The sequence below is a fragment of the Agromyces sp. Marseille-Q5079 genome, assembly GCF_051016555.1.
In the GTDB taxonomy this organism is placed as follows: domain Bacteria; phylum Actinomycetota; class Actinomycetes; order Actinomycetales; family Microbacteriaceae; genus Agromyces.
Genome location: NZ_JBPEJF010000001.1, coordinates 227,445 through 251,672 on the forward strand (window position 1 = coordinate 227,445; position 24,228 = coordinate 251,672).

The following is a 24,228-nucleotide window of genomic DNA, read 5'->3' on the forward strand; positions in this document are numbered from 1 at the left end:
ACCTCGATCAGGCGGGGCGGATCTCGAACGACAGGTCGCCGAGCCAGACGGTGTCGCCGACGACCGCCTCGACCCGCGTGCCGGCGGACTCGAGCTGCTGGAAGCGGCCCGCCCGTTCGAGTCGGGCGCCGTTCGCCGAACCGGCATCGCCCACGTGGATGCGTCCGTCGGCCACGTCGACGAAGAGATGCACGCGCGACACCGACCTGGTGTCGTCCTGCACCTCGACGGCGCGGACCCCCATGGCCAGCGCGGTATCGGCCGGCTTGCGTCCGATCACGGCACTGCCCGACACGACGACGCGCTGCCCCGTGGAGAACGCGAGTTCGACGCGTTCGACCGCTGCGGGCGCGACCGGGGCCGGTGAGGCCTGCGCCGCGGCATCCGCCCCTGCTCCGGACTGCTGCCATGGCAGCGTGCGGGGCAGCGGAACCGGAGCGACGGCACCGGCCGGTGCACCCGGAACCTGCGCGGGAGCCACCGCCGGAACGACGCGCTGCGGCGCCTCGAACTGCGCGGGCACCGGCGGACGTGCGGGCTGCTGCGGGATGAGCTGGCCGCACTCGACGCAGTACATGCTGTTCGGCTGCAGCGTCGCATCGCAATAGACGCAGCGGGCAGAAGCCACGAGTCGGTCCTTCCTCGAGTGGGCGATTCGCCCGGGTCAGTCTACGTGCGTCGCCGCCGGGTCACTGGCGGATGTCGGGCACCCGTACGGGCAGCCAGCCCGAGGGCGTGGTGAACACCGCGTATCCGGCGGTTCCACGCCCGAGCATGAACTTGGGGATCGGGGACCCGATGGCCTGCGTGCCCATGACGGCGGACTCGGGCCGGAGCACGAGCGCCCGACGGGCGCGCTTCGCCTCGACGACCGGGCCGCCGAAGAGGGTCGACAGCGACTCCGAGTCGGCCGAGACGATGAACACCGCACGATGCTTGGCGCCCGTGAGCGCGTGCTCGATCGGGGCATTCTTGTACTGCTCCGCATCGTCGACGACCACGGTGACGAATTCACCGGCCGCGTCGAGCACCTGCTGGACGGTGGCGGGATCGGTGTCGCCGGCGGAGATCACCGGCACGCCGTGCCCTGCCGCGACCTCGGTGAGCACGGACTCGCGCGGTGCGACCACCACGAGCGGCGTCTTGCGCCACGCGAGCTGGTGCACGATCGCGGCCAGCGCCGACGAGCGGCCCGACTTGCGCGGACCCGTGACGAGCAGTCCGCCCTCGGCGGGCCAGTCGACGGTGAACCGCGAGAGCACGTCGCCGCCGACCGCGACGACCGGACCATCGGCCGGGCCGGAGTCGCCGAGCGGCAGGTCGTACGCGGCGGTGAGCGCGAAATGACCGGGCAGCGGGTCGACGCGGACGGGCTGCGGCAGGCCGGCGAGCTGCGGGAACTGATCGAAGTGGTCGTGGACCTGCTCGACGATGCGGCGCAGTGCCGTCGTCTGCGCCTCGCCGCTCGTGTCGCGCACGAGCACCGCGAGCTGGGCCTCCGCGCCCGCAGCACCGAAGAGGACGCGTCCGGGCGGGAGGTCCATCGGGACGTCCTTCGCGAGGATGCCGGCCGTGCGGTAGTCGGACAGGTCCCGCAGCGGCAGCACGTACTGCTCGTCGATGAACGAGGAGACCTTGTCGCCCGAGATGCCGCGGTCGCCCGTGATCAGCACGCGGACGCCGACCGCAGGGCCCTCCCGGAGGACGCGCATGAACTGGTCGCGGAAGGAGACGAGCTGGTCGGCGTTCATGGTCGAGAGCATCCGCTCCCAGCCGTCGACGACGACGACGGCGTACGGGAGGCGGGTCGCGGCATCCGACTGGGCGCGCTGCTCCGAGATGTGGCCGACGCCGGCGGCCGACAGCACCGACTGGCGCCGTCCGAGCTCCTCGAGGAGCCGCTGCACGAGGCGTGGAAGCCGGTCGGAGTCGAGCTGGGTGACCACGGCGCCGGTGTGCGGCGCGTCCACGAGCGGGAGCAGGGCTCCGTTGCCGAAGTCGATGACGTAGAGGTGCAGGTCGGCCGGGGTGAACTCCTGCACCAGCTGACCGAGCATGGTGCGCAGCGCCGTCGTGCGGCCCGACAGGGAACCGCCGAGGAAGAGCACGTGCGAGTCGGTCTCGATATTCCAGGTGAGGCTGCGCTGCGACTGCTCGCCCGGGACGTCCTCGAGGCCGAGCACGATCGAGCGCTCCGGCACGGGCTGGTCCTGGAACTTCTCGAGCGGGAGGACGGCCGGCAGCGGCACGAGCCACGGCGACGGGTTCTTCGGGATGCCGAGCTGCTGGGTCGCCGCGGTGATGAGGTTCACGAGCGCGCGAAGGTCGGTGTCGTCGTGGTCGGTGATCTGCGCCTGCGTGGACGCGGCCTTCGGGTACTTCGCGGGGAACCCGAGCAGGTCCCACTGCAGCGGCGCCTTGCGGGGCAGCACCTTGACGCTGCGCTGGACACCGGGGCGGATGCCGGCGACGCGGGCCGTCTGGAACGCGACGGGTGCTGACGAGGGGCCCGTCCGCACGAACCCGCGACCGGGGGTCGTGGGGCTGATGAGCGCGGCCTCGCCGGATCCGAGGATGTCGGACGAGTCGGTGCGATCGGTCACGCGGAGCGCGACGCGCAGGTTGATGTTCGATTGCATCTCGGGCGTGACGACGCCGGAGGGCCGCTGGGTCGCGAGCACCAGGTTGACGCCGAGCGATCGACCGACGCGGGCGATGCGCACGAGCCCGTCGATGAACTCCGGAAGCTCGGTGCGCAACTCGGCGAACTCGTCGATGACGATCATCAGTCGGGCGAGGCCACGACGCGCCGCCGTGTCGGCATCCCTCGCCCACGCGGAATCGACGTCCTTGGCGCCCATGTCGCGCAGGACCTTCTCGCGGCGCTTCAGCTCGGCGTCGAGGGATGCGAGGGCGCGCTCAGTCTCGCGCGCGTCGAGGTTCGTCACCATTCCCACGGTGTGCGGCAGCCGCTCGCAGTCGGCGAAGGCGGAGCCGCCCTTGTAGTCGACGAGGACGAAGTTCAACGCGTCGGGGCGGTTGGCGAGCGCCAGGCTCACCACGAGGGCCTGGAGGAACTCGGACTTGCCCGAACCGGTGGTTCCGGCCACGAGCGCGTGCGGACCGTCGCGCGAGATGTCGACGGCGAACTCCCCCTCGCCGGTCGCTCCGACCACGACGAACGTGTTGCGCGGCTGCGTCTGCCAGCGGCGCACGAGCGGCTCGGGGTCGTCGAGGTCGATCGCCAGCAGGTCGGCGAATCGCACGGTCGAGGGCAGCATCGCGTCGTCGCCGACGCCGCTCACGTGGCGCAGCGAGCAGAGGCTGCGCGCCATGAGCTCCGCCCGGGGCACGGAGAGCCCGTCGAGCAGCACGACCGGGTGGTAGTCGGTGCCGGTCTCGACCCGGGCGACCGCGGGGTCGGACGGGTCGATCGCGACGACGCTCTTGGCCTCTTCAGGCAGTCGCGCGCGCTCGGTGTCGAGGGCGACGACGTGGATGCCGTGCGCGGCCCCGTGCTCGAGGAGCTGGACCATGCCGGGCAGCATGCGCAGGCGGCGGGCACCGTCGACGACGACGAGCACGCTGCTCGGCGGCTCGGCCCCGCGCTGCCCCGCGATGCGCATGCGCAACTCGAGCAGCTCGGCGAGCTCCCGCAGCCGTTCGCGTCGCGAGTCGTCGGAGTTGCCGACCGATGCGGCGGCCCCGGCCGGCTGCGCGTGCGGGAGCCACTGCACCCAGCCCCACGCGTCCTCGGCGTCGTCGGGGCAGAGCACGACGAGCTCGGCGTCACGCGGCGACCGCATCGTCGCCCAGCCGGCGACGATCACGCGGGCGAGGTTGCGGGTCGCGTCCACGGGACCCGCGATGCCGAGCGGACCTGAGCGCAGGTCGGCCGCGACCGGGACGGGCGCCACGCCGACGCGGCGCGCGCTCGTGCGGTCTTTGCCGCCGCCCTCGAAGCGGACGTCGAGGGCCACCTCGGTCACGCCGAGGCGGACCGTGAGGGCGTCGGCATCCGTGCGTCGCCGTTCCCAGAGTCGGGAGAGGGGCCGGGTCGCGATGTCGAAGAGCACGACGGGGTCGGGCAGGCGGTACCACGACTCGATGCGCTGGCGCTTGGCGAGGTCGCCGATGCGCGCCTCGGTCGCCCTCACCTCGTCGATCCACTGCTGCTCGGTCTTCAGCCCCTTGTTCTTCGCCAGCTTGCGGTTGGCCAGGAAGGAGCCGACCACCATGATCGGGCTCGCGGCGGCCATCAGCAGCATGATGGGCCTGCCGAAGACGAGCGCCATGGTGACCCCGAGCACGACGGGGATGATCGCCGACAGCCACGGCATCGGCGACTGGTCGGGGTCGTCGGGCTTGTCGCCGGGGAGCGCGACGACGGGCTGCTCAGCGGCCGGTCGGATGCGGCTCGGCCGGTTGAATCCCCGGGCGCCGAGCGCGTCTCGCGTCAGGTCGGCGTCACCGGCCGGTGCGACGCCGAGCCGGAAGACGCTGGAGCCGGCCTGCACGAGGTCGGCCGGCACGACCTCGGTCACCTCGGTGATCGCGACGCCGTTGACCCAGACCGCGGCCCCCTGTACCGGCTCGACCGTCGCGACGAGGCGGATGGGTCGTCCGTCGGCGTCGGCGCCGCCCGGCGAGACCGTGACGGTCACGTGGTGCGCGAGCAGGGCGGGATCGGCGATCGAGACGCCGACGGATGCCCCGTTGCCGATCGTGATCGCGGAACCCCGCACGATCGGCAGCGAGTCGCCCGAGAAGGGCCCGCCCACGAGTTCGAGTCGAAGGCCGCCGACGGGGGTGTCGGTGTGCACCGCCTGCGGCACCTGGCCGCCGGAGAGCACCGCGCTGTCGGCGAGCGGCGTCGTCGGGGCGGGGTCGGCGCCGAGCATCGACTCGGGCACCCCGAGCGCTTCGGCGACCTCGCCGACGGTGGTGCCCTCGTCGACGTCGAGCATCCACGAGCCTGCGGCGTCGCCGGCGCGCTGGTCGAGCGTGAGTCGGAGGCTCATGGGTGCTGCCTTTCGGGGGTGGTCGTCATCGGCCGGTGCGGTCGAGGACGGCGATGAACGCGTCGAACGGCCCGTCGGCGGCGACGTGCTCGCTGGGCGCCGGCGGGGTGAACGGGGTCGTGACGGGCTCGTCGCCGTGCGCGCCGGTCGGCGCGGTCGGGACGGGCCCCGAGGAGGGCAGGTTCAGGTCGGTGTCGGCGGGGACCAGGGTGACGGACCCGGACGCCTGTTCGCCGCCCGCGGCGACCTGGAAGCCGAACTGGTCGACCGCGCCCGAGCCCGCGTACCGCGCCGTGCCGTCGGCATCGCACGCGACGCTGCCGTGCAGCGCCGCACCGCAGCCGACGAAGACGACGTCGTCGCCGGCGATCGACGTGACGAGGGATGCGAGGTCGATCTCGGCGTCGCCGTCGTCGTCGAGCGCCGCGTACACGTCGAGGGCGATGAGCGGGACATCCGCCCGGTAGACGCCGACGGGGATGGTGCCCTCGCTCGTCGTGCCGAACTCGTCGACGATGCCGAAGCCGATCTCGGCGGGACCCGTGAACGTCGACGAGGCACGGAACACGAGGTGCGTCGGGGTGGCCCACGCCGTTCCGGCCGAAGCCGGCTCGACCCCGACGGCGACGAGTCCGGCGCCGCCCGCGCAGCGCGTGCAGGTCGTGCCCAGGTCGGAGAACGGGATGCGAAGGAGGCTTCCGGATGCCACGGGCCGCACGTTCGCGGACGGTGCGGCCTCTGGCGCCGGCGGGGCACCCAGGCTCACCCGATACGCCACGGTCATCGACACCGTGCCGTCGGTGAGCTCGACCGGGAGGACGGTGACGCCCGCCTCGGGATCGAAGTCGGGCGCGGACAGCTGGATGTGCTCCGCGTCGCATGCGACGACGAGCGGCGTCGCGGCGGTCGGGCCAGCGCAGTCGGCGATGCGCCACGGCGGCGACGGCTGGATCTCGGCGGTCTCGAGGTACGGGACCTCGATCTCGGCGGCGTTCGCCGACTCGGGTGCGACCACGTCGTCGGCGCCGAGCGCGGGCGCCCCACCGACGCCGAGGAGCAGCACGACCACCGGCACGACCATGAGGAGCGACCTCATCCGTGCCATGCGCCTCACCGTGCTCCTCCCATGGACCGACCTCGTTCGGGGGTCGATATAGCATGGTACGCGGTCGGTGCCGCCGACCGCGGCGACCAGGAGGAACGGCGATGACCGATCGGCTCATGCCACCCTCCGGCCACGCCGTCCTGGGGCACGCGCCCGGCCAGCCGGCGCTCGGCGAGCACGCCGGCGCCCGCGCTCTCGGCGCCGGAACGAGTGTCCTCCCCGAACTCGCGGAGGCCCCCGAGCGCGAGCGCAGCTGGTGGCGGCATCCGGCGTTCCTCGTCTCGATGATCCTCACGATCGTCGCCCTCGGCGCGGCCTCGGCCTGGTGGATCGTCTCGATCGTGACCGACGACTCCGTGCGCGTCGACGGACTCACGGCGTCCGTCGAGGGCGGCAACCTGCACCTCGACTGGGGCGGCCCCGACGCCGCATACGCGCTCTACGCCGTGGACGGCGACGGCGCCGTCACCGATCTCACCCAGCTCGTGCGCGGCACCGAGGCCTGGATTCCGGCCGCGGCCGGCGTCGCCGACGACTCGACGTGCTTCGTCGTGCGTCCGGCCGACCAGACCGCGGAGGTCAGCCTCGACGCGGCCTCGCTCGATGCCCAGCGCGGGGCCGGGATCTGCGCGGCCGACGCGGACGCGTGATGCGACGCACCCCGTTCCGGCGGAGAGCCGTGCTCGGCACCTGGGCTCTCGCCGGCCTCTCGGTCGCGCTCCTCACGGGCTGCGCCCAGGCGCCGCCCGCACCGACCCCGCCCGCGGGCGTCGACCTCGAATCCTTCGACGAGGCCGACGGCAACGGCCTCTGGCTCGTCTCGGGCGACGGCATCGCCGACGAGGTGCTCGCCGCCGTGCGCGCCGCGGGTCCGGTGCACGCCGCCGGCAGCTTCACCGAGACCACGCGGCCCGACCCCGAGTCCGACCTCGTACGCGGCCGCGAACTCTCCGTCGACTTCCGCGGGCGCGCCGGATCGTTCGACGCCCGGGTCGGCGCCGGTTCCTCCTCGGCCCGCATCGTGGTCGACGGCAACGTCGCGCACGTCCTCGGCAACACGGCCTACGCGAAGTCGATCGACGCCCCGCAGACCGCCGGCGTCGTCGTGTGCACGGTCGGCGCCGAGCCCGTCGTCGAGCGTTGGGCGCCGATGCTCGATCCGGTTGCACTCGTGTCGACCCTGCTCGAGAGCGCGCCGCTCGCGGTGGGTGATCCCGTCCGCGACGACGACGCGCTCGAGATCGTGATCGGCGAGGGGGCCGCGCTCGGCGTGCTCACGGTCGAGCGATACGGACCGCCGCTCCCCCGCACGTTCACCGCCGCCGACGAGAGCGGCGACGCGAGCTTCACGTTCGCCGACTGGGGCGTCGACGCGGATCCCTCCGCGGCCGCCGAGGAGCTCGCCTGCCCCGAGGGCTGACGCCCTCGCCTCGCCGTCGCGGTCAGGCGACGGGCCGGGGACCGGCCGCGAGCTCGCGGTCGTAGGCCTCGCGTGCGAGCCGATTGCGCTCGGTGACCGTGCGCCCGTGCGCCGCGATCCATCCGCCGAACCAGATCGGGATCTCGCGGGCGATGACGGCCGCCGCGATCGCGAACGGATCGAGCCAGCGCCCGGCGATGAAGGTCATCGCCTCGTCGTACGTGAGGGTCCAGGCCTGCACGGTGAGCAGCGCCGCGCCGATGTACGAGAAGTAGACGAACACGCCCACCAGCAGGCCGAACACCGCGTACACCCACCACGGCCCGCGATTGACGATCGCAGCCAGGACCGCGAACCCGAGGAACACGGCGACGAGCGGGACCCAGAACACGGCGCTGCCGAGGAACGACACGAAGACGTCGGTCGCCTTCGTGTTGTCGCCGCGGCCGAGCAGCAGCAGGTAGGCGACCGCCGCGTAGAGGACCGCGAAGGCGACCGCGCCGATCGCGGCGACGAGCACGCCGAACCCGCGGTTGCCCTGCTTCTTCGGCGGAACGGGCGCCTGCACGTAGATCGTCTGCGGTTGCGGCGCCGGCACCGGCACCGGCTCGGCGGCGAGCGTCGCCGCTCCCCCGGCCGCGGCGACCGCCTCGGGCGCCGGCGGTACGTAGGTCTCCCGCCGGACGCTGTCGGCCGCGACCGGCACGGGCAACGGCTCGGGCGCGACCTCCGCGTCGACGAGGTCGGCGTCGACGGGTTCCGCGTACACGGGCTCACCGTGCACGGCTTCGACGGGTGTCGTCGGTTCCGAAGCGGTCACGAGGGGTTCCTCGGATGCCGGGGCCCCGGCATTGGCGCGCTGCACGGCCTCGTCGAGGCGAGCTGTGCGAGCCGCCTCCGCGTCGGCCGCGGTGTCGAACGCGGGCTCGTCGAGGACGGGCGGCGCCTCAGGCGTCTCCGCGGCGGCATCCGCCACCGGCTCGGGTGCTGCAACGGGCTCGGGCTCCGAGGCTGCGTCGGCGACGTCGTCGGCCCCGGTCGACGCGGACTTCTCGGCGGGAACGTCGGCCGCGGCATCCGCAGTCGTCGGCGTCTCGGTCGTGTCACCCTCGTCGGCCGGAATCGCGCCGGTCTCGTCGGGGTCCCTCGTCGTGTCGCTCATCATCGCGCTCCTTCCGGGCGCCACGCACCCGCGGTCGGTCGGCCCATGCTAGCAACGGGCGGCGTCCCCGCCGGGGAGCGCGCGCGGTGCTTCTCAGAGCCGAGCCGCGCCCGGGTACGCCGAAGGGCCCCGGGGAGAACCCCGGAGCCCTTCGGTCGAGCGAATCGCGCCTAGCTGTAGTTGCCCGGCGTGAAGTCGTCGTTCGAGAACGCATCGAAGTCGACGAAGCTCAGGTCGCCCTCGGTGAAGGACGCGTCGTCGGTGAAGATGCGGTTCGGGTACCGCTCCGCCTTCGCCTCCTCGGTCGCCTCGACCGCGACGTTCCGGTACCTGTTCAGACCGGTGCCCGCGGGGATCAGCTTTCCGATGATCACGTTCTCCTTGAGGCCGACCAGCGGGTCGGACTTGCCCTCCATGGCGGCCTGCGTGAGCACGCGGGTCGTCTCCTGGAAGGACGCGGCCGAGAGCCACGACTCGGTCGCCAGCGAAGCCTTGGTGATACCCATGACCTCCTGACGGGCCGACGCCGTCTTCTTGCCCTCGGTGAGCGTGGCGCGGTTGATCTCGTTGTACTTCGACCGGTCGACCAGCTCGCCCGGGAGCAGGTCGGTGTCGCCGTGGTCGACGACGGTGACCTTGCGGAGCATCTGGCGGACGATGACCTCGATGTGCTTGTCGTGGATCGGCACACCCTGCGAGCGGTAGACGCCCTGCACACCGTCGACGAGGTGCTTCTGCACCTCGCGCACGCCCTTGACCCGGAGGACCTCCTTGGGGTCGACCGTGCCGACGATGATCTGCTGACCGAGCTCGACGTGCTGTCCGTCTTCGACCAGGAGGGTCGAACGCTTGAGCACGTTGTACGCGATCGGCTCGTCGCCGTTGTCGGGCGTGAGGATCACCTTGCGCTGGCGGTCCGACTCGTCGATCGTGATGCGACCGGCGGCCTCGACGATGGGCGACGCACCCTTGGGGGTACGCGCCTCGAAGAGCTCCTGCACGCGGGGAAGACCCTGCGTGATGTCGTCGGCCGAGGCCGAACCACCGGTGTGGAAGGTACGCATCGTGAGCTGCGTGCCGGGCTCGCCGATCGACTGGGCCGCGATGATGCCGACGGCCTCGCCGATGTCGACGAGCTTGCCGGTCGCGAGCGAACGGCCGTAGCACTTCGCGCAGACACCGACGGCGGACTCGCAGGTCAGGACCGAGCGGACCTTGATCGACTCGACGTTGGCCGCGATGAGCTTGTCGATGAGCACGTCACCGACGTCTTCACCGGCCTCGGCGACGACCTCGCCCTTGGCGTTCACGGCATCGGCCGCGAGCGAACGGGCGAACACCGAGTTCTCGACGTTCGGGTCGCGCACGAGCACGCCCTCGGAGTCCACAGCGCCGATGGGGAGCTCGAGGCCCTTGCCGGTGCCGCAGTCCTCCTCGCGGATGATGACATCCTGCGAGACGTCGACGAGTCGACGCGTGAGGTAGCCCGAGTCGGCCGTACGGAGGGCCGTGTCGGCCAGACCCTTGCGGGCACCGTGCGTCGCGATGAAGTACTCCGCGACCGACAGCCCCTCGCGGTACGAGGAGATGATCGGGCGAGGGATGATCTCACCCTTCGGGTTGTTCACGAGACCGCGCATACCGGCGATGTTGCGAACCTGGAGCCAGTTACCACGAGCACCCGACGTCACCATGCGGTTGATGGTGTTGTCGGTCGGGAAGTTCTCCTGCATGGCCTTGGCGACCTCGTCGGTGGCCTTGGTCCAGATCTGGATGAGCTCCTGACGACGCTCGGCGTCGGTCGTGAGGCCCTTCTCGAACTGCGACTGCACCTTCGCGGCGAGCTTCTCGTAGCGACCGACGATCTCGCCCTTGTTCGGGGGCGTGATGATGTCGGAGAGCGCCACGGTGACGCCCGAGCGGGTCGCCCAGCGGAAGCCCGCGTCCTTGATGCGGTCGAGGGTCGCCGCGACCTCGGTCTTCGGGTAGCGCTCCGCGAGGTCGTTGACGATCGCGGAGATCTGGCCCTTGCCTGCCTGCTCGTTGAAGAACGGGTAGTCGACCGGGAGCGCCTCGTTGAAGAGCGCGCGACCGAGCGTGGTCTCCATGAGGTACGGCTTGCCCTCGACGAAGTTCTCGGGGGCGTCGCCCTCCGCGAAGTGCACGCCGTCGAGACGGATGCGCACGGTCGCGTTGAGGTCGAGCTCGATCTGACCCGGACGGTTCTGGTCGAACGCGAGGATCGCCTCGGCGATCGACGAGAACGCACGGCCCTCGCCGGCTGCGCCGGGCTTCTGGGTCGTCAGGTGGTGCAGGCCGATGATCATGTCCTGCGAGGGCAGGGTCACCGGGCGACCGTCGGACGGCTTCAGGATGTTGTTCGACGCGAGCATCAGGATGCGCGCCTCGGCCTGGGCCTCGACCGACAGCGGAAGGTGCACGGCCATCTGGTCGCCGTCGAAGTCCGCGTTGAACGCGGCGCAGACGAGCGGGTGGAGCTGGATGGCCTTGCCCTCGACGAGCTGCGGCTCGAACGCCTGGATGCCGAGACGGTGCAGGGTGGGTGCGCGGTTCAGCAGCACGGGGCGCTCGCGGATGATCTCCTCGAGGACGTCCCACACGTGCGGGTTCGAACGCTCCACCATGCGCTTGGCGGCCTTGATGTTCTGAGCGTGGCTCAGGTCGATCAGGCGCTTGATGACGAACGGCTTGAAGAGCTCCAGCGCCATCTGCTTGGGCAGACCGCACTGGTGCAGCTTCAGCTGCGGGCCGACGACGATGACCGAACGGCCGGAGTAGTCGACGCGCTTGCCGAGCAGGTTCTGACGGAATCGACCCTGCTTGCCCTTGAGCATGTCGCTCAGGGACTTGAGGGCGCGGTTGCCGGTACCCGTGACCGGGCGGCCACGACGACCGTTGTCGAACAGCGCGTCGACGGCCTCCTGCAGCATCCGCTTCTCGTTGTTCACGATGATCTCGGGAGCACCGAGGTCGAGCAGACGACGCAGGCGGTTGTTGCGGTTGATCACACGACGGTAGAGGTCGTTGAGGTCGGAGGTCGCGAAGCGGCCACCGTCGAGCTGCACCATCGGGCGCAGCTCCGGCGGGATCACGGGGACCACGTCGAGCACCATCGCGGCCGGCGAGTTGCCGGTCTGCAGGAAGGAGCTCACCACGCGCAGGCGCTTGATGGCACGGATCTTCTTCTGGCCCTTGCCCTCGGCGATCTGCAGGCGCAGGTCGTCGGCCTCGGCCGCGAGGTCGAACGCGAGGAGGCGCTTCTTGATGGCCTCGGCGCCCATGTAGGCGTCGAAGTACATGCCGAAGCGGTCCTGGAGCTCGTGGAAGACCGAGTCCTCGGGCTTGAGGTCACCGACCTTGAGGGTGCGGAAGTCCTCCCACACGCGCTCGAGGTGCGCGATCTGCTCGTCGCCCGACTTGCGGACGCCGGTCATCTCCTTGTCGGCGGCGGCCTCGGCGCGCTTGCGCACGTCGGACTTCGCACCGTCGGCCTCGAGGGCCGCGAGCTCGTCCTCCTTGCGCTTCATGAGCTCGGCGATGCGCGCGTCGCGCTGGTCGCCGATCGTCTTGATCTCGAGGCGGATCTCGTTCTCGAGGCCGGGCATGTCGGCGTGACGACCCTCGTCGTCGACGTCGATGACCATGTAGGCCGCGAAGTAGATGACCTTCTCGAGGTCCTTGGGCGCCATGTCGAGCAGGTACCCGAGGCGCGAGGGGACGCCCTTGAAGTACCAGATGTGGGTCACGGGAGCGGCGAGCTCGATGTGGCCCATGCGCTCACGGCGCACGGAGGACTTGGTGACCTCCACGCCGCAGCGCTCGCACACGATGCCCTTGAAGCGAACGCGCTTGTACTTGCCGCACGCGCACTCCCAGTCACGGCTCGGTCCGAAGATCTGCTCTCCGAACAGGCCGTCCTTCTCGGGCTTCAGGGTGCGGTAGTTGATGGTCTCGGGCTTCTTGACCTCACCGTAGGACCACTTGCGGATGTCCTCTGCCGTGGCCAGACCGATGCGAAGCTCGTCAAATGTGGTTGCGTCGAGCAATTTCTCTCCTTGGAAAGTCTCTGTAGTCGTCTACTGGCCAGGCTTAGATCTCGTCGATGTTCGACGACTCGAAGCGCGCGGAGATGTTGATGCCGAGCTCTTCCGCTGCGCGGAATGCCTCGTCATCGGTGTCGCGGAGGGAGACCGCGGTGCCGTCTGCCGAGAGCACCTCGACGTTCAGGCAGAGCGACTGCATCTCCTTCATGAGCACCTTGAAGGACTCGGGGATGCCGGGCTCCTGGATGTTCTCGCCCTTGACGATGGCCTCGTACACCTTGACGCGGCCGAGGATGTCGTCGGACTTGATCGTGAGGAGCTCCTGGAGCGCGTATGCGGCGCCGTAGGCCTCGAGGGCCCACACCTCCATCTCACCGAATCGCTGACCACCGAACTGCGCCTTACCACCGAGCGGCTGCTGGGTGATCATCGAGTACGGGCCCGTCGAACGAGCGTGGATCTTGTCGTCGACGAGGTGGTGCAGCTTCAGGATGTACATGTAGCCGACCGAGACCGGGTACGGGAAGGGCTCGCCCGAACGACCGTCGAAGAGGTGCGTCTTGCCGGTCGAGTCGATGAGGCGCTCACCGTCGCGGTTGGGGAGGGTCGAGTCGAGCAGACCTGCGATCTCCTCCTCGAAGGCGCCGTCGAACACCGGGGTCGCGACCTTGGTGCCGGGGGCGGCCTCGTGCGCGTCCTTCGGCAGCTTCTTGGCCCAGGACGGGTTGCCCTCGACCTTCCAGCCCTGCTTGGCGACCCATCCGAGGTGGGTCTCGAGCACCTGGCCGAAGTTCATTCGACCGGGGATGCCGAGCGGGTTCAGGATGACGTCGACCGGAGTGCCGTCGGCGAGGAACGGCATGTCCTCGACCGGCAGGATCTTCGAGATGACGCCCTTGTTGCCGTGGCGGCCGGCGAGCTTGTCGCCCTCGGTGATCTTGCGCTTCTGGGCGATGTAGACGACCACGCGCTGGTTGACGCCCGAGCCGAGCTCGTCGTCGTTCTCGGAGGAGAACTCCTTGACGGCGATGATGGTTCCCCGCTCACCGTGGGGCACCTTCAGCGACGTGTCGCGGACCTCGCGGCTCTTCTCGTTGAAGATCGCGCGGAGCAGGCGCTCCTCAGCGGAGAGCTCGGTCTCGCCCTTCGGCGTGACCTTGCCGACGAGGATGTCGCCGGGGCGGACCTCGGCGCCGATGCGGATGATGCCGCGCTCGTCGAGGTCGGCCAGCAGGTCGGGGCTGACGTTGGGGAGGTCACGCGTGATCTCCTCCTTGCCGAGCTTCGTGTCGCGGGCGTCGACCTCGTACTCCTCGATGTGGATCGACGAGAGCACGTCGTCCTTCACGAGGTTCTGGCTGAGGATGATCGCGTCCTCGAAGTTGTGACCCTCCCACGGCATGAACGCCACGAGGAGGTTCTTGCCGAGCGCGAGCTCGCCGTTGTCGGTCGCGGGACCATCGGCGATGACCTCGCCGACCTCGATGCGCTCGCCGGCCGTGACGACCACGCGGTTGTTGTACGACGTGCCCTGGTTCGAGCGGTCGAACTTGCGCAGGTAGTAGGTCTGCGTGCCGCCCTGGTCGAGCTGGACGGTGACGGCGTCGGCCGAGACCTCGGTGACGACACCGGCCTTGTCGGCGGTGACCACGTCACCGGCGTCGATGGCCGCGTAGCCCTCCATGCCGGTGCCGACGAACGGCGAGTCGCTGCGGAGCAGCGGCACAGCCTGACGCTGCATGTTCGCACCCATGAGGGCGCGGTTCGCGTCGTCGTGCTCGAGGAAGGGGATGAGCGACGTACCGACCGACACCATCTGGCGCGGCGAGACGTCCATGTAGCCGATCTCGTCGGCGGGGATGAGGTCGACCTCGCCGCCGGTCTTGCGGGCGAGGACGCGGTCCTCCTGGAAGTGCCCGTCGGACTTGAGCGGCGCGTTCGCCTGGGCGATGATCTCGCCGGTCTCCTCCATGGCGGTCAGGTACTCGATCTCGTCGGTGACCTTGCCCGCGACGACCTTGCGGTACGGGGTCTCGATGAAGCCGAAGGAGTTGATGCGCGCGAACGACGCGAGCGAGCCGATCAGGCCGATGTTCGGGCCTTCAGGGGTCTCGATCGGGCACATGCGGCCGTAGTGCGAGGGGTGGACGTCACGGACCTCGACGCCGGCGCGGTCACGGGACAGACCACCCGGGCCCAGCGCGGAGAGGCGACGCTTGTGCGTCAGGCCCGCGAGGGGGTTGTTCTGGTCCATGAACTGCGACAGCTGCGACGTGCCGAAGAACTCCTTGATCGCGGCGACGACGGGGCGCACGTTGATCAGGGTCTGCGGGGTGATCGCCTCGATGTCCTGCGTGGTCATGCGCTCGCGGACGACGCGCTCCATGCGGGACAGGCCGGTGCGGACCTGGTTCTGGATCAGCTCGCCGACCGCGCGGATGCGACGGTTGCCGAAGTTGTCGATGTCGTCGACGTCGAGGCGCAGCTCGATGTCCTTGCCGTTGCGACGGCCGGGCAGCGTGGTGCGCTCGTCGTGCAGGGCGACGAGGTACTTGATCGTCGCGACGATGTCTTCAACGGTCAGCACCGAGTCGGTGAGGGGAGCCTCGAGGCCGAGCTTGTTGTTGATCTTGTAGCGACCGACCTTCGCGAGGTCGTAGCGCTTCGGGTTGAAGTAGAAGTTGTCGAGGAGCGCACGCGCGGCCTCGGCAGCGACCTGCTCGCCCGGACGGAGCTTGCGGTAGATGTCCTTGAGCGCCTCTTCCTTCGTGAGGATGTTGTCCTTCTCGAGGGTGAGGGCGATCGACTCGTAGCCGGCGAACTGCTCGAGGATCTCCTCGCTCGTCAGGCCGAGGGCCTTGAGGAACACGGTGACGCTCTGCTTGCGCTTGCGGTCGATGCGGACGCCGACCTGGTCGCGCTTGTCGATCTCGAACTCGAGCCAGGCACCGCGGCTCGGGATGACGCGAGCGGAGTAGATGTCCTTGTCGCTCGTCTTCTCGGGCGTGCGCTCGAAGTAGACGCCGGGCGAGCGCACGAGCTGGGAGACGACGACACGCTCGGTGCCGTTGATCACGAACGTGCCGCGCGCGGTCATGAGCGGGAAGTCGCCCATGAAGACCGTCTGCGTCTTGATCTCACCCGTGAGGTGGTTCATGAACTCGGCGTTCACGTACAGCGGTGCGGAGAAGGTCTTGCCCTTCTCCTTGCACTCGTCGATCGTGTACTTCGGCGGCTCGAGCTCGGGGTTCGTGAACGAGAGCTGCATGGTCTCGCCGAGGTCCTCGATCGGGGAGATCTCCTCGAAGATCTCCTCGAGTCCGGTGGCCTCGGGCAGGTCCTTGCGGCCGGCCTCGACTGCTTCCTCGACGCGTGCCTTCCACGCATCGTTGCCGACGAGCCAGTCGAAGCTCTCGGTCTGCAGGGCGAGCAGGTCGGGTACGGTGAGGGTGTCGGTGACCTTGGCGAACGAGAGACGGCTTGCACCGCGTCCGTTCTTGGGAGTGGGCGTGGTCGCGTTGCGCGCAGCAGCCAAGTGAATAACCTCCATCGGCCCCGTCGGGCCGGTTCACTGTCGGTAGCGGAGAGAATTGCCCCGAGACGCGTGCCGATGCCGGATTTGAACCCGACATGCGAAGCCGACCGCAATATGAAGGCATAGTGGGTCTGGGAGCGCAAAGGTTAACCATATACTTTGCGACGCGCCATGTCCAGTCGATTCTTGATTTGTGCGGCGGTCTCAGGTATAACCCAGAATTCGGATGCCGCGACGGCGCGTGATGCGCCCCCAGAACCGCCGATCCGCATACGATTCCGAGTCTGCACGGCGCTCCGCCGACCGCGACGACGAGGAGGTCCGAGTGACCCAGGACGCACCCGAACTGCGACACGCGCCGACCGAACCGGCAGCCGGCGCACCGACGCCCGCGCCCGCTGCGAAGGCGTTGCGGGGCTACCGCCGCATCGCCATCGTCGCGCTCGTGGCGTCGCTGTCGATCACGGCCGTGGTCGGGATCGTGACGCTCCTGAGCGGCGACTTCGGCGAGGTGCAGGGCCGAGTGCTCGGCACGACGCTCCTCATCGCGGGCGCGAGCATCCTCGCGCTCTGCCATCTCAGCGTGGTCGGGCGCCCCGTTCGCGTGGTCGGCTTCGTCGGCCTCGGCGCGAGCGCCGTCGCCCTCGTCATCGGCCTGCTGCTGATCTGGACCCCGTGGTACGACGACGGAGGCGGATGGCCCGTCGATCTCTGGCGATGGTTCGGCATCACGTCGATCATCGCGGCGAGCCTCGCGCACGCGAACCTGCTCCTGCAGTTGTCGGGCCGGCGGCGCCGCGCCGTGCGCACCGCGCTCGCGATCACGCTCGCGGCCATCGCCGTCGTCGCGGTGATGCTCGTCCTCCCGCTCCTCAGCGATTGGGAGATCCCGGGTGACGACGGCGGCGAGTACTGGCGGTGGTTCGGCGTGATCGCGATCGTCGACGCACTCGGCACCATCGTGCTCCCCGTGGTCGCGCTGCTCGTTCGAGAGCAGCCGGTGGCGAGCGCGGAGACGCCCGCCACGGGCGCGACGGATGGTTCCGACGCGCCGCGCCTCGATGGGGGCCCGGCCGAGGCATCCGCTCCCGACGCCCTCGAGCAGCGCATCGCCGGACTGACCGAGCGCACCGGACTGGATCGCACGGCGCTGCTCGAAGCGGCCCTCGACGACTTCGAGGCGCGCCACGCGGACGCCGCGGAATCGCCGGCCGAGTAACGACGACGGCCCGTCCGAGACGAGCGGGCAACGGCTGCCCCAGCAGCAGCGCAGCATCCCGGGACCGGGGGCCCCGCCGCGTGGGACGATGCCTGCATGACGCGCATCGAGTTCGAGGCCGATGTCTTCAGCTCGCACGGGCTGACGCTCCTCGTCGACGGGTCGGCGCAGTCGCACGTGGACCTCGAGGATCCGACGCGGCTGTTCTTCGAGTACCTGCGCCGCGTCGGCCACGTGGTCGACGCGATCGCCATGTCGGGGGCACCGATCGCGGCGCTGCACCTCGGCGGCGGCGCGCTGACGCTCCCCCGGTACGTCGACGCCACGCGGCCGGGATCGATCCAGGTGGTCGTCGACCACGACGCCGAGCTCATCGAGGTGGTGCGGGCCAGGGCGCCGTGGCCGGAATCCGGCATCGAGGTGCGCATCGTCGACGCGGCCGAGGCCGTTCGCGCCTCGGCCGCACGCGGCGAGCGCTTCGACCTCGTCGTGGTCGACGTGTACACGCACCTCGACGCGCCCGCGTTCGTCGACGACCCCGACTTCCTCGCCGCGTGCCTCGGGCTGCTGCGCGACGACGGCGTCGTCGTCGTGAACATCGCGGATGCCGCGGGGCTCGCGAGGCTGCGCACCTCGGCGCGTGCGTTCGCGCGGGCCGATCCGGGCGCCGATCTGCTCGCGGTCGCCGACACGCACGTGATCGACGGCGGCGAGGAGGGCAACACCGTGCTCGTCGCGACCTCCGGAACCCTGCCCGCGGCGATCGCGATGCGGCTCGAGGCGGGCGGGCCGTTCCCCGTCACGGTGCTGGCCGGTGCGAAGCTCGACTTCGTGCTCTGGGGCGCCTGCTGAGCGCAGGGGGCCGGTAGCGTGGCATCCGTGCCCTCCGACCCCGAACTCGAACGCCGCCTCTCGGTGAGCGGACACCTCGCGCACCTCGAGGAGTCCCGCCAGGTGCCCGGTTCGTGGACGCTCTACGTCGACGGCACCCCGCAGTCGCATGTCGAGCTCGACCGACCCGACTGGCTCGGCTTCGAGTACGTGCGCCGCATCGGACACGCGGTCGACCTCGTGCGGGCGGAGGGCGAGGCGATCACGGCCCTGCACCTCGGCGGCGGCGCGCTCACGCTCCCCCGGTACGTCGCCGCGACCCGGCCCGGTTCGCGGCAGCAGGTCATCGAGCTCGAGTCCGAACTCGTCGACCTCGTGCGGGAGCACCTGCCGCTGCCGCGCGGGGCGCAGGTGCGGGTTCGCCACGGCGACGCCCGCGAGGTGCTCGCGAAGCTGCCCGCCGGCCTCGACGGCGCGGTCGACATCGCGATCGTCGACATCTTCTCGGGTGCGCGCACGCCCGCGCACGTGACGAGCGTCGAGTTCTACGAGCTGCTCGCGAAGCGACTCGCCCCGCAGGGCATCGCGGTCGCGAACGTCGCCGACGGCGCGGGCCTCGCGTTCGCCCGGTCGCAGGCGGCCACGCTCGCGCACGTCTTCGAGCACGTCGCGATCGCGGCCGACGCGTCGATGCTGAAGGGGCGCCGTTTCGGCAACGTCGTCATGTACGCGTCGAACGCCGAACTGCCGTTCGCGGGCCTGCCGCGGCGGCTCGCGAGCGATCCGGCGCCCGCGCGCATGCTCGACGGCGCGGAGCTCCGCAACTTCGTCGCGGGGGCCCCGGTCGTGACGGATGCCACGGCGGTGCCGTCCCCGCCGCCGGCGCGGTCGATCTTCCTCAAGCGCTGACGCCGCTCGGTCGGCGTCCGCAACTCGCGCGCTGCCCGCAGGAATCGCGCTGCCCCGCAGGACTCGCGCGGCCGGCAGGACTCGCGGCGCCCAGCCGCTCACGCGTGGCGGAAGCGCACCTCCTGGCCCGGCCGCACCTGCGCGAGCCGGTCGAGCGATGCCGCGCTCACCACCGCGATGACCGGGTATCCGCCGGTGACCGGCCGGTCGGCGAGCAGGATCGTCGGACGACCGTCGCCTGCGACCTGCATCGAGCCGGGCACGGTCGCCTCGCTCGGGAGCTCGCCGGGGATCAGGCGCTCGAGCGCGTCGCCCGTGAGCCGCGCGCCGATGCGGTCGGCCTGCTCCGACATGCGCCAGGGGCGCTCGTAGAGCGTGCGGTGCGCGGCATCCGTGAACCGGTCGGCCCGGGGGCCGGGCAGCAGGGCGAGGGTCACGGCACCGGCGGGCGGCGGGAACGCGGCCTCGCGATCGAGCAGCGGCACGGATGCCGCGGGCTCCGCGCCGATCGGCAGCACGTCGCCCGCGCGCAGGGGCTCGGGGCCGATGCCCGAGAGGGTGTCGCGCGAGCGCGAACCCAGCACGGGCGGCACCTCGAGGCCGCCGCGGAACGCCAGCAGGTAGCGGATGCCGCGATCAGGCGTCCCGAGTTCGAGCACCGCGCCCGCGGTCGCCCGCGCCGCCGTGTAGGGCGCGATGCGCCGACCGTCGAGCCGCACGTCGCCCCACGCGCCCGTCACGGCGAACCACGTCTCGGCGTCGACGCGTGCGCGGAAGCCGCCCATGACGATCTCGAGTGCCGCGGCATGGTCGGGGTTGCCGACGAGGCGGTTCGCGAGGGCGAGTGCGCCGCGGTCGAGCGCGCCCGAGGCCGGCACGCCGAGGTGCGCGAGGCCGGGTCGCCCGAGGTCCTCGACGAGCGTCTGTGCGCCCGGCCGCTCGATCGTGAGGGTTCCGGGGCCGAGGGGCCCCGGGCCGCCGGTCATGGGGCCGGCTCGAACCGCACGGTGCGGCCCGGCACGAACTGCGCGGGATCGGCGGCGGCCGGATCCCACAGGGTCGCGCCGGTGCTGCCGATGATGCGCCAGCCGCCCGGGCTCTGCCTCGGGTAGACGCCCGCGAACGCCCCGGCGAGCGCGACCGACCCGCCGGGCACCTTCGGGCGCGGCGCGTCGAGGCGGGGCACCTCGAACGGCCACTCGTCGCTCACGAGGTAGCCGAAGCCCGGAGCGAAGCCCACGAACGCGACCCGCCACTCGATGCCCGAGTGCCGGGCGACGAGCGCCTCGACCGACACCCCGAGCGCGGCAGCGGTCGCAGCCAGGTCGACGCCGTCGTAGGTCACCGGGACGGTCACCGGATCGGCGTGCGCCCCGGCCACCCGCGAGCCGGCCTCAGCGGGGATGCGGCGGATCCAGGTCGCGGCGGATTCCAGCGGCATCCGCTCGGGGTCGACGGCGACGAGCAGCGTGCGTGCGGCGGGCACGAGCTCGACGACGCCCGGCGGCCGGGCCTCGGCGAGCGCGTCGTGCAGGGCGAGCACCTCGTCGAGCGAGTCGCACTCGACGAGCAGTGCCGATTCTCCGCTCGGCAGCAGGCGGCGGCTCATGCGAACGCCCGGATCTCGACGCCCGCGCGTTCGAGCGCGTCGCGCACCGCGCGGGCCATGGCCGCAGCCCCCGGGGTGTCGCCGTGCAGGCAGAGCGAATCGGGACGGAGCTCGACCCGGCTGCCGTCGTCGGCCGTGATGCCGCCCGTCTCGGCGAGCTCGATCGCCCGGTCTGCGGCCGCCGCCGGGTCGTCGACGATCGCGCCCGGCTCGCCGCGCGGCACCAGCGATCCGTCGGCGAGGTACCCGCGATCGGCGAACGCCTCGCGCGCGAACCGGAGGCCTGCGGCATCCGCGGCCCGCTCGAGCTCGCTCGAGGGCGGACCGAGCACCGACAGCGCCGGGTCGTACGTGGCCACCGCGTCCGCGAAGGCGTGGGCCGCGGCGGCATCCGTCACGAGCCGGTGGTACAGCGCGCCGTGCGCCTTCACGTAGTGGACCCGGATGCCGGAGGCGCGCGCCACCCCGTCGAGCGAGCCGAGCTGCACCAGGAGTTCGGCCGCGATCTCGGCCGGGCTCGTGTCGAGCGCGCGCCGGCCGAAGCCCACGAGATCCCGGTAGCCGGGGTGGGCGCCGAGCGTCACGCCCTCGCGCGCCGCCGCCGCAGAGCTCCGCGCCATGGTCAGGGCGTCGCCCGCGTGGAAGCCGCAGGCCACGTTCGCGCTCGTGATCACCTGGAACATCGCGTCGTCGTCGCCGACGCGCCATGCCCCGAAGCTCTCGCCGAGGTCGCTGTTCAGGTCGATCGTCGGCTGCATGCGTTCCATTCTGCCGAAGCGACGAGCAGACTGGGCAGGTGCGCATCGCCACCGTCGTCCGCGCGACCGCGACCGCGTCCGCCGCGATCGCCGTCGTGGCGGCGCTCACGGCCTGCTCGGCCCCGTCCGAGCGGACCGTGCCGCCCTCGACGCCGCCGGGATCGCCGACGGCGAGCGCGACGACGCCCGCACCGACCCCCTCCCCCTCGCCGACGGCACCGCCCGTCGTGCAGCGCCCGACCGGGGTCGTCGAGACCATCGCCGAGGGACTGCAGGCGCCGTGGTCGATCCTCCGGCTCCCGGGCGGGGGCGTGCTGGTCAGCGAACGCGACACCGCTCGCATCGTCGAGGTGCTGGGCGACGGCTCGCTCCGCGTCGCGGCGACGGTCGCCGACGTCGTGCCCGGGGGCGAGGGCGGCCTGCTCGGCCTCGCATATCGCCCCGGCGACGACGGCGGCGCCGGTCACGTCTACGCGTACTTCACCGCGGCAGCCGAGAACCGCATCGTGCGGATGCCGCTGACGGGCGCTCCCGGGTCGCTCGGGCTCGGTGCGGCCGAGACCGTGCTCGCGGGCATCCCCCGCGGGCTCTCGAACCACCAGGGCGGGCGCCTCGCGTTCGGTCCCGACGGCGACCTCTACGCGACCGTCGGCGACGGCGGCGACCGCGACGCGGCCCAGAACCCCGACTCGCTCTCGGGCAAGATCCTGCGGATGACGCCCGACGGAGGGCCCGCCGCCGGCAACCCGTTCGGCACCCTCGTGTACTCGATCGGGCACCGCAACCCGCAGGGTCTCGCCTGGGACGCGGAGGGCCGCCTCTGGGCCGCCGAGTTCGGACAGGACGCGTGGGACGAGCTCAACCTCATCGTGCCCGGCGGCAACTACGGCTGGCCGGTGGTCGAGGGGCGCGCCGGGGCGGCCGGGTACGCGGACCCCGTGCTGCAGTGGTCGACCGCCGAGGCCAGCCCCAGCGGGCTCGCCGTCGTCGGCGACTCGCTCTTCCTCGCCGCGCTCCGCGGGGAGCGCCTCTGGGTCGCCGCCCCCGCGAGCACGGGTGCCCCCGCAGCCGAGGCCGCGTTCGCCGGCGAGTTCGGACGACTGCGCGACGCCGTGCCCGGACCCGATGGCGAGCTCTGGGTGATCACGAACAACACCGACGGCCGTGGGAGCCCGATCGCGGGCGATGATCGCCTGCTCCGCGTGCGACTCACCGGCGGCTGAAGACCTCCCGATCGGGACCTCACCGGGACTATTCTCATCACATGGCGGATCTCGAACGGGTGCGACGCTGGGCCGATGCGCTCATCGTGCTGCACCTGGATCCGGCCATCTGGAGCTTCGGCTTCGACAACGCCAAGAAGCGCGCCGGCCTCTGCAACTACACGTCGAAGCGCATCTCGGTCTCGCGCTACCTCGCGGCGAGGTACGACGACGACGAGATCCACCAGATCCTCCTGCACGAGGTCGCCCACGCCATGGCCGGTCCGCGCGCGGGCCACGGGCCGAAGTGGCGCCGGGTCGCCGCAGAGCTCGGCTACATCGGCCGCCGCACCCACGACGGCGAGGTCGCGCACGAACTCGCCCCCTGGGTCGGGCGATGCCCCGCCGGCCACGAGCACTTCCGCTACCGACAGCCGACGCGGCCGCTCAGCTGCGGCGTCTGCCACCGCGGCTTCGACCGGGCGAACCTCATCGTGTGGGGACGCCGCGAGATCACGGCCGCCGTGCGGCGCCGTGCGGCGAGCGCCGCGAGCTGATCCGACCCGGCGCAGCGCTGCCGAGGCACGTCGTCGGCGCTCCGCGTCGCCGGGATCCACGCCCGCCACGGCGCGCATATGCGCCTTCCGGAATGCGCGCGGGGCGGCATCCTCGCTCCCCCTCGCAGAGCGCGTCCGCACGCTCGGGAGAGCGGTCCCAGGGGTGCCCGCAGAGCGCTAGCATTGCCGGGTGCCCGTCTCCACCGTTGCGATCCCCGTCGGACAATGGCTCGTCTCCCCCGAGGGCGTGCGGTGGTGGTTCGATTCCGGCTCGTTCGCGCTCGACTTCGCCACCACGGGCTCGCTCGGCGAGCAGGCCCCCGCAGACGACGCCCCGCCGCACGAGCGACTGCACGCCCCCGACGACCTGACCGAGTGGCTCCGCGACCGCTTCCCGGTGCAGATGGGCACGGCCCGGTCGCGCGACCTCTTCGACGCGGTGGCGCTCCGAGACGCGGTCGCCAGGATGGCACGGTGCTCGGCCCGCGGCGAGCAGCTCCGCGGCACCGACGTCGACATCGTGAACCTCTACGCGGCGACGCCCGACATCCCGCCCTCGCTCTCGGGCGGCACCCGCCAGGCAGGCCGTTCGGTGCACACGGTGTCGCAGGCCCTCGCCACCATCGCCCGTGACGCGGTCGACGTGTTCTCGCCCGAGAACGAGGGCCGGCTCCGCGAGTGCGACGGCCCCGACTGCACGATGGTCTACCTCGACACGTCGCGCGCGGCCACGCGCCGCTGGTGCTCGATGCAGCGCTGCGGCAACCGGGCCAAGGTGCGCGCGCACCGCGCCCGCAAGGCGGGCAACCGGCTCGTCGAGCAGACGGCCGCCTGAC

17 protein-coding genes are annotated in these 24,228 nt (G+C 71.5%); 8 read left to right on the forward strand and 9 right to left on the reverse strand.

The annotated features are described in order from the left end of the window. Nucleotides 1-7: 7 nt before the first annotated feature. The 3 genes from ACR3IO_RS01115 to ACR3IO_RS01125 form a co-directional block, all read right to left on the reverse strand. Complete coding sequence (locus ACR3IO_RS01115; RefSeq protein WP_434069319.1) at nucleotides 8-628, reverse strand: FHA domain-containing protein; 621 nt, start codon at nucleotides 626-628, stop codon at nucleotides 8-10. A 61-nt stretch (nucleotides 629-689) separates the two neighbouring features. Beyond that, the gene (locus ACR3IO_RS01120; protein WP_434069320.1) at nucleotides 690-5,021 is read right to left on the reverse strand and encodes an FtsK/SpoIIIE domain-containing protein; all 4,332 of its coding nucleotides are present in this window, start codon (nucleotides 5,019-5,021) and stop codon (nucleotides 690-692) included. Nucleotides 5,022-5,046: 25 nt separating this feature from the next. Beyond that, entirely contained in the window at nucleotides 5,047-6,126 is a 1,080-nt protein-coding gene (locus tag ACR3IO_RS01125) for a hypothetical protein (RefSeq protein ID WP_434069321.1), read from the reverse strand. Nucleotides 6,127-6,227: 101 nt separating this feature from the next. Here ACR3IO_RS01125 and ACR3IO_RS01130 point away from each other — a divergent pair, with 101 nt between their 5' ends. Further along, a complete protein-coding gene (locus ACR3IO_RS01130) occupies nucleotides 6,228-6,776 on the forward strand; it encodes a hypothetical protein (RefSeq protein ID WP_434069322.1) in 549 nt (182 codons plus the stop codon). After that, nucleotides 6,776-7,546, forward strand: a complete 771-nt coding sequence (locus ACR3IO_RS01135) for a hypothetical protein (RefSeq protein WP_434069323.1) — start codon at nucleotides 6,776-6,778, stop codon at nucleotides 7,544-7,546. Before ACR3IO_RS01130 ends, ACR3IO_RS01135 begins: the two co-directional genes overlap by 1 nt. Before the next feature lie 22 nt (nucleotides 7,547-7,568). On the opposite strand, the gene ACR3IO_RS01140 is transcribed toward ACR3IO_RS01135, so the two are convergent. The 3 genes from ACR3IO_RS01140 to rpoB form a co-directional block, all read right to left on the reverse strand. After that, entirely contained in the window at nucleotides 7,569-8,708 is a 1,140-nt protein-coding gene (locus ACR3IO_RS01140) for a hypothetical protein (protein WP_434069324.1), read from the reverse strand. Nucleotides 8,709-8,878: 170 nt separating this feature from the next. After that, entirely contained in the window at nucleotides 8,879-12,775 is a 3,897-nt protein-coding gene (rpoC, locus tag ACR3IO_RS01145; RefSeq protein ID WP_434069325.1) for a DNA-directed RNA polymerase subunit beta', read from the reverse strand. A 43-nt stretch (nucleotides 12,776-12,818) separates the two neighbouring features. Continuing rightward, nucleotides 12,819-16,307, reverse strand: coding sequence for a DNA-directed RNA polymerase subunit beta (rpoB, locus tag ACR3IO_RS01150; RefSeq protein ID WP_434069326.1), 3,489 nt, complete (start codon nucleotides 16,305-16,307; stop codon nucleotides 12,819-12,821). A gap of 325 nt (nucleotides 16,308-16,632) precedes the next feature. Between rpoB and ACR3IO_RS01155 the strand changes: the two genes are divergently transcribed. The 3 genes from ACR3IO_RS01155 to ACR3IO_RS01165 all read left to right on the forward strand — a co-directional run bounded on the left by ACR3IO_RS01155 (nucleotide 16,633) and on the right by ACR3IO_RS01165 (nucleotide 19,266). Next, nucleotides 16,633-17,526, forward strand: coding sequence for a hypothetical protein (locus ACR3IO_RS01155; protein ID WP_434069327.1), 894 nt, complete (start codon nucleotides 16,633-16,635; stop codon nucleotides 17,524-17,526). Between the two features lie 96 nt (nucleotides 17,527-17,622). Beyond that, complete coding sequence (locus ACR3IO_RS01160; protein ID WP_434069328.1) at nucleotides 17,623-18,378, forward strand: spermidine synthase; 756 nt, start codon at nucleotides 17,623-17,625, stop codon at nucleotides 18,376-18,378. 27 nt (nucleotides 18,379-18,405) lie between these two features. After that, nucleotides 18,406-19,266 carry a spermidine synthase gene (locus tag ACR3IO_RS01165; protein WP_434069329.1) on the forward strand — a complete coding sequence of 287 codons (861 nt, stop codon included), beginning with the start codon at nucleotides 18,406-18,408 and terminating at the stop codon, nucleotides 19,264-19,266. Between the two features lie 98 nt (nucleotides 19,267-19,364). Here the strand turns inward: ACR3IO_RS01165 and ACR3IO_RS01170 are convergent, their stop codons facing one another. The 3 genes from ACR3IO_RS01170 to ACR3IO_RS01180 are packed head-to-tail and all read right to left on the reverse strand — an operon-like array spanning nucleotide 19,365 to nucleotide 21,633. Then, entirely contained in the window at nucleotides 19,365-20,252 is an 888-nt protein-coding gene (locus tag ACR3IO_RS01170; protein ID WP_434069330.1) for a biotin-dependent carboxyltransferase family protein, read from the reverse strand. Continuing rightward, a complete protein-coding gene (locus tag ACR3IO_RS01175; RefSeq protein WP_434069331.1) occupies nucleotides 20,249-20,875 on the reverse strand; it encodes a 5-oxoprolinase subunit B family protein in 627 nt (208 codons plus the stop codon). Before ACR3IO_RS01175 ends, ACR3IO_RS01170 begins: the two co-directional genes overlap by 4 nt. Further along, nucleotides 20,872-21,633: a LamB/YcsF family protein gene (locus ACR3IO_RS01180; RefSeq protein ID WP_434069332.1), complete on the reverse strand. Its 762-nt coding sequence runs from the start codon at nucleotides 21,631-21,633 to the stop codon at nucleotides 20,872-20,874. Before ACR3IO_RS01180 ends, ACR3IO_RS01175 begins: the two co-directional genes overlap by 4 nt. Before the next feature lie 38 nt (nucleotides 21,634-21,671). On the opposite strand from ACR3IO_RS01180, the gene ACR3IO_RS01185 reads away from it, so the two are divergent. The 3 genes from ACR3IO_RS01185 (at nucleotide 21,672) to ACR3IO_RS01195 (ending at nucleotide 24,227) form a co-directional block, all read left to right on the forward strand. Then, nucleotides 21,672-22,856, forward strand: coding sequence for a PQQ-dependent sugar dehydrogenase (locus ACR3IO_RS01185; RefSeq protein WP_434069333.1), 1,185 nt, complete (start codon nucleotides 21,672-21,674; stop codon nucleotides 22,854-22,856). A 41-nt stretch (nucleotides 22,857-22,897) separates the two neighbouring features. Continuing rightward, nucleotides 22,898-23,392, forward strand: a complete 495-nt coding sequence (locus tag ACR3IO_RS01190; protein ID WP_434069334.1) for a SprT-like domain-containing protein — start codon at nucleotides 22,898-22,900, stop codon at nucleotides 23,390-23,392. Nucleotides 23,393-23,582: 190 nt separating this feature from the next. Further along, nucleotides 23,583-24,227, forward strand: a complete 645-nt coding sequence (locus tag ACR3IO_RS01195) for a CGNR zinc finger domain-containing protein (protein WP_434069335.1) — start codon at nucleotides 23,583-23,585, stop codon at nucleotides 24,225-24,227. The last annotated feature ends 1 nt before the right edge of the window (nucleotide 24,228 follow it).

Bases quoted from the DNA above. Each gene is read 5' to 3' on its own strand.
- ACR3IO_RS01130 (WP_434069322.1), top strand. From the start codon at position 6,228: ATGACCGATCGGCTCATGCCACCCTCCGGCCACGCCGTCCTGGGGCAC.
- ACR3IO_RS01160 (WP_434069328.1), top strand. From the start codon at position 17,623: ATGACGCGCATCGAGTTCGAGGCCGATGTCTTCAGCTCGCACGGGCTG.
- ACR3IO_RS01175 (WP_434069331.1), bottom strand. From the start codon at position 20,875: ATGAGCCGCCGCCTGCTGCCGAGCGGAGAATCGGCACTGCTCGTCGAG.
- ACR3IO_RS01135 (WP_434069323.1), top strand. From the start codon at position 6,776: ATGCGACGCACCCCGTTCCGGCGGAGAGCCGTGCTCGGCACCTGGGCT.
- ACR3IO_RS01170 (WP_434069330.1), bottom strand. From the start codon at position 20,252: ATGACCGGCGGCCCGGGGCCCCTCGGCCCCGGAACCCTCACGATCGAG.
- ACR3IO_RS01180 (WP_434069332.1), bottom strand. From the start codon at position 21,633: ATGCAGCCGACGATCGACCTGAACAGCGACCTCGGCGAGAGCTTCGGG.
- ACR3IO_RS01120 (WP_434069320.1), bottom strand. From the start codon at position 5,021: ATGAGCCTCCGACTCACGCTCGACCAGCGCGCCGGCGACGCCGCAGGC.
- ACR3IO_RS01140 (WP_434069324.1), bottom strand. From the start codon at position 8,708: ATGAGCGACACGACGAGGGACCCCGACGAGACCGGCGCGATTCCGGCC.
- ACR3IO_RS01190 (WP_434069334.1), top strand. From the start codon at position 22,898: ATGGCGGATCTCGAACGGGTGCGACGCTGGGCCGATGCGCTCATCGTG.
- ACR3IO_RS01125 (WP_434069321.1), bottom strand. From the start codon at position 6,126: ATGGCACGGATGAGGTCGCTCCTCATGGTCGTGCCGGTGGTCGTGCTG.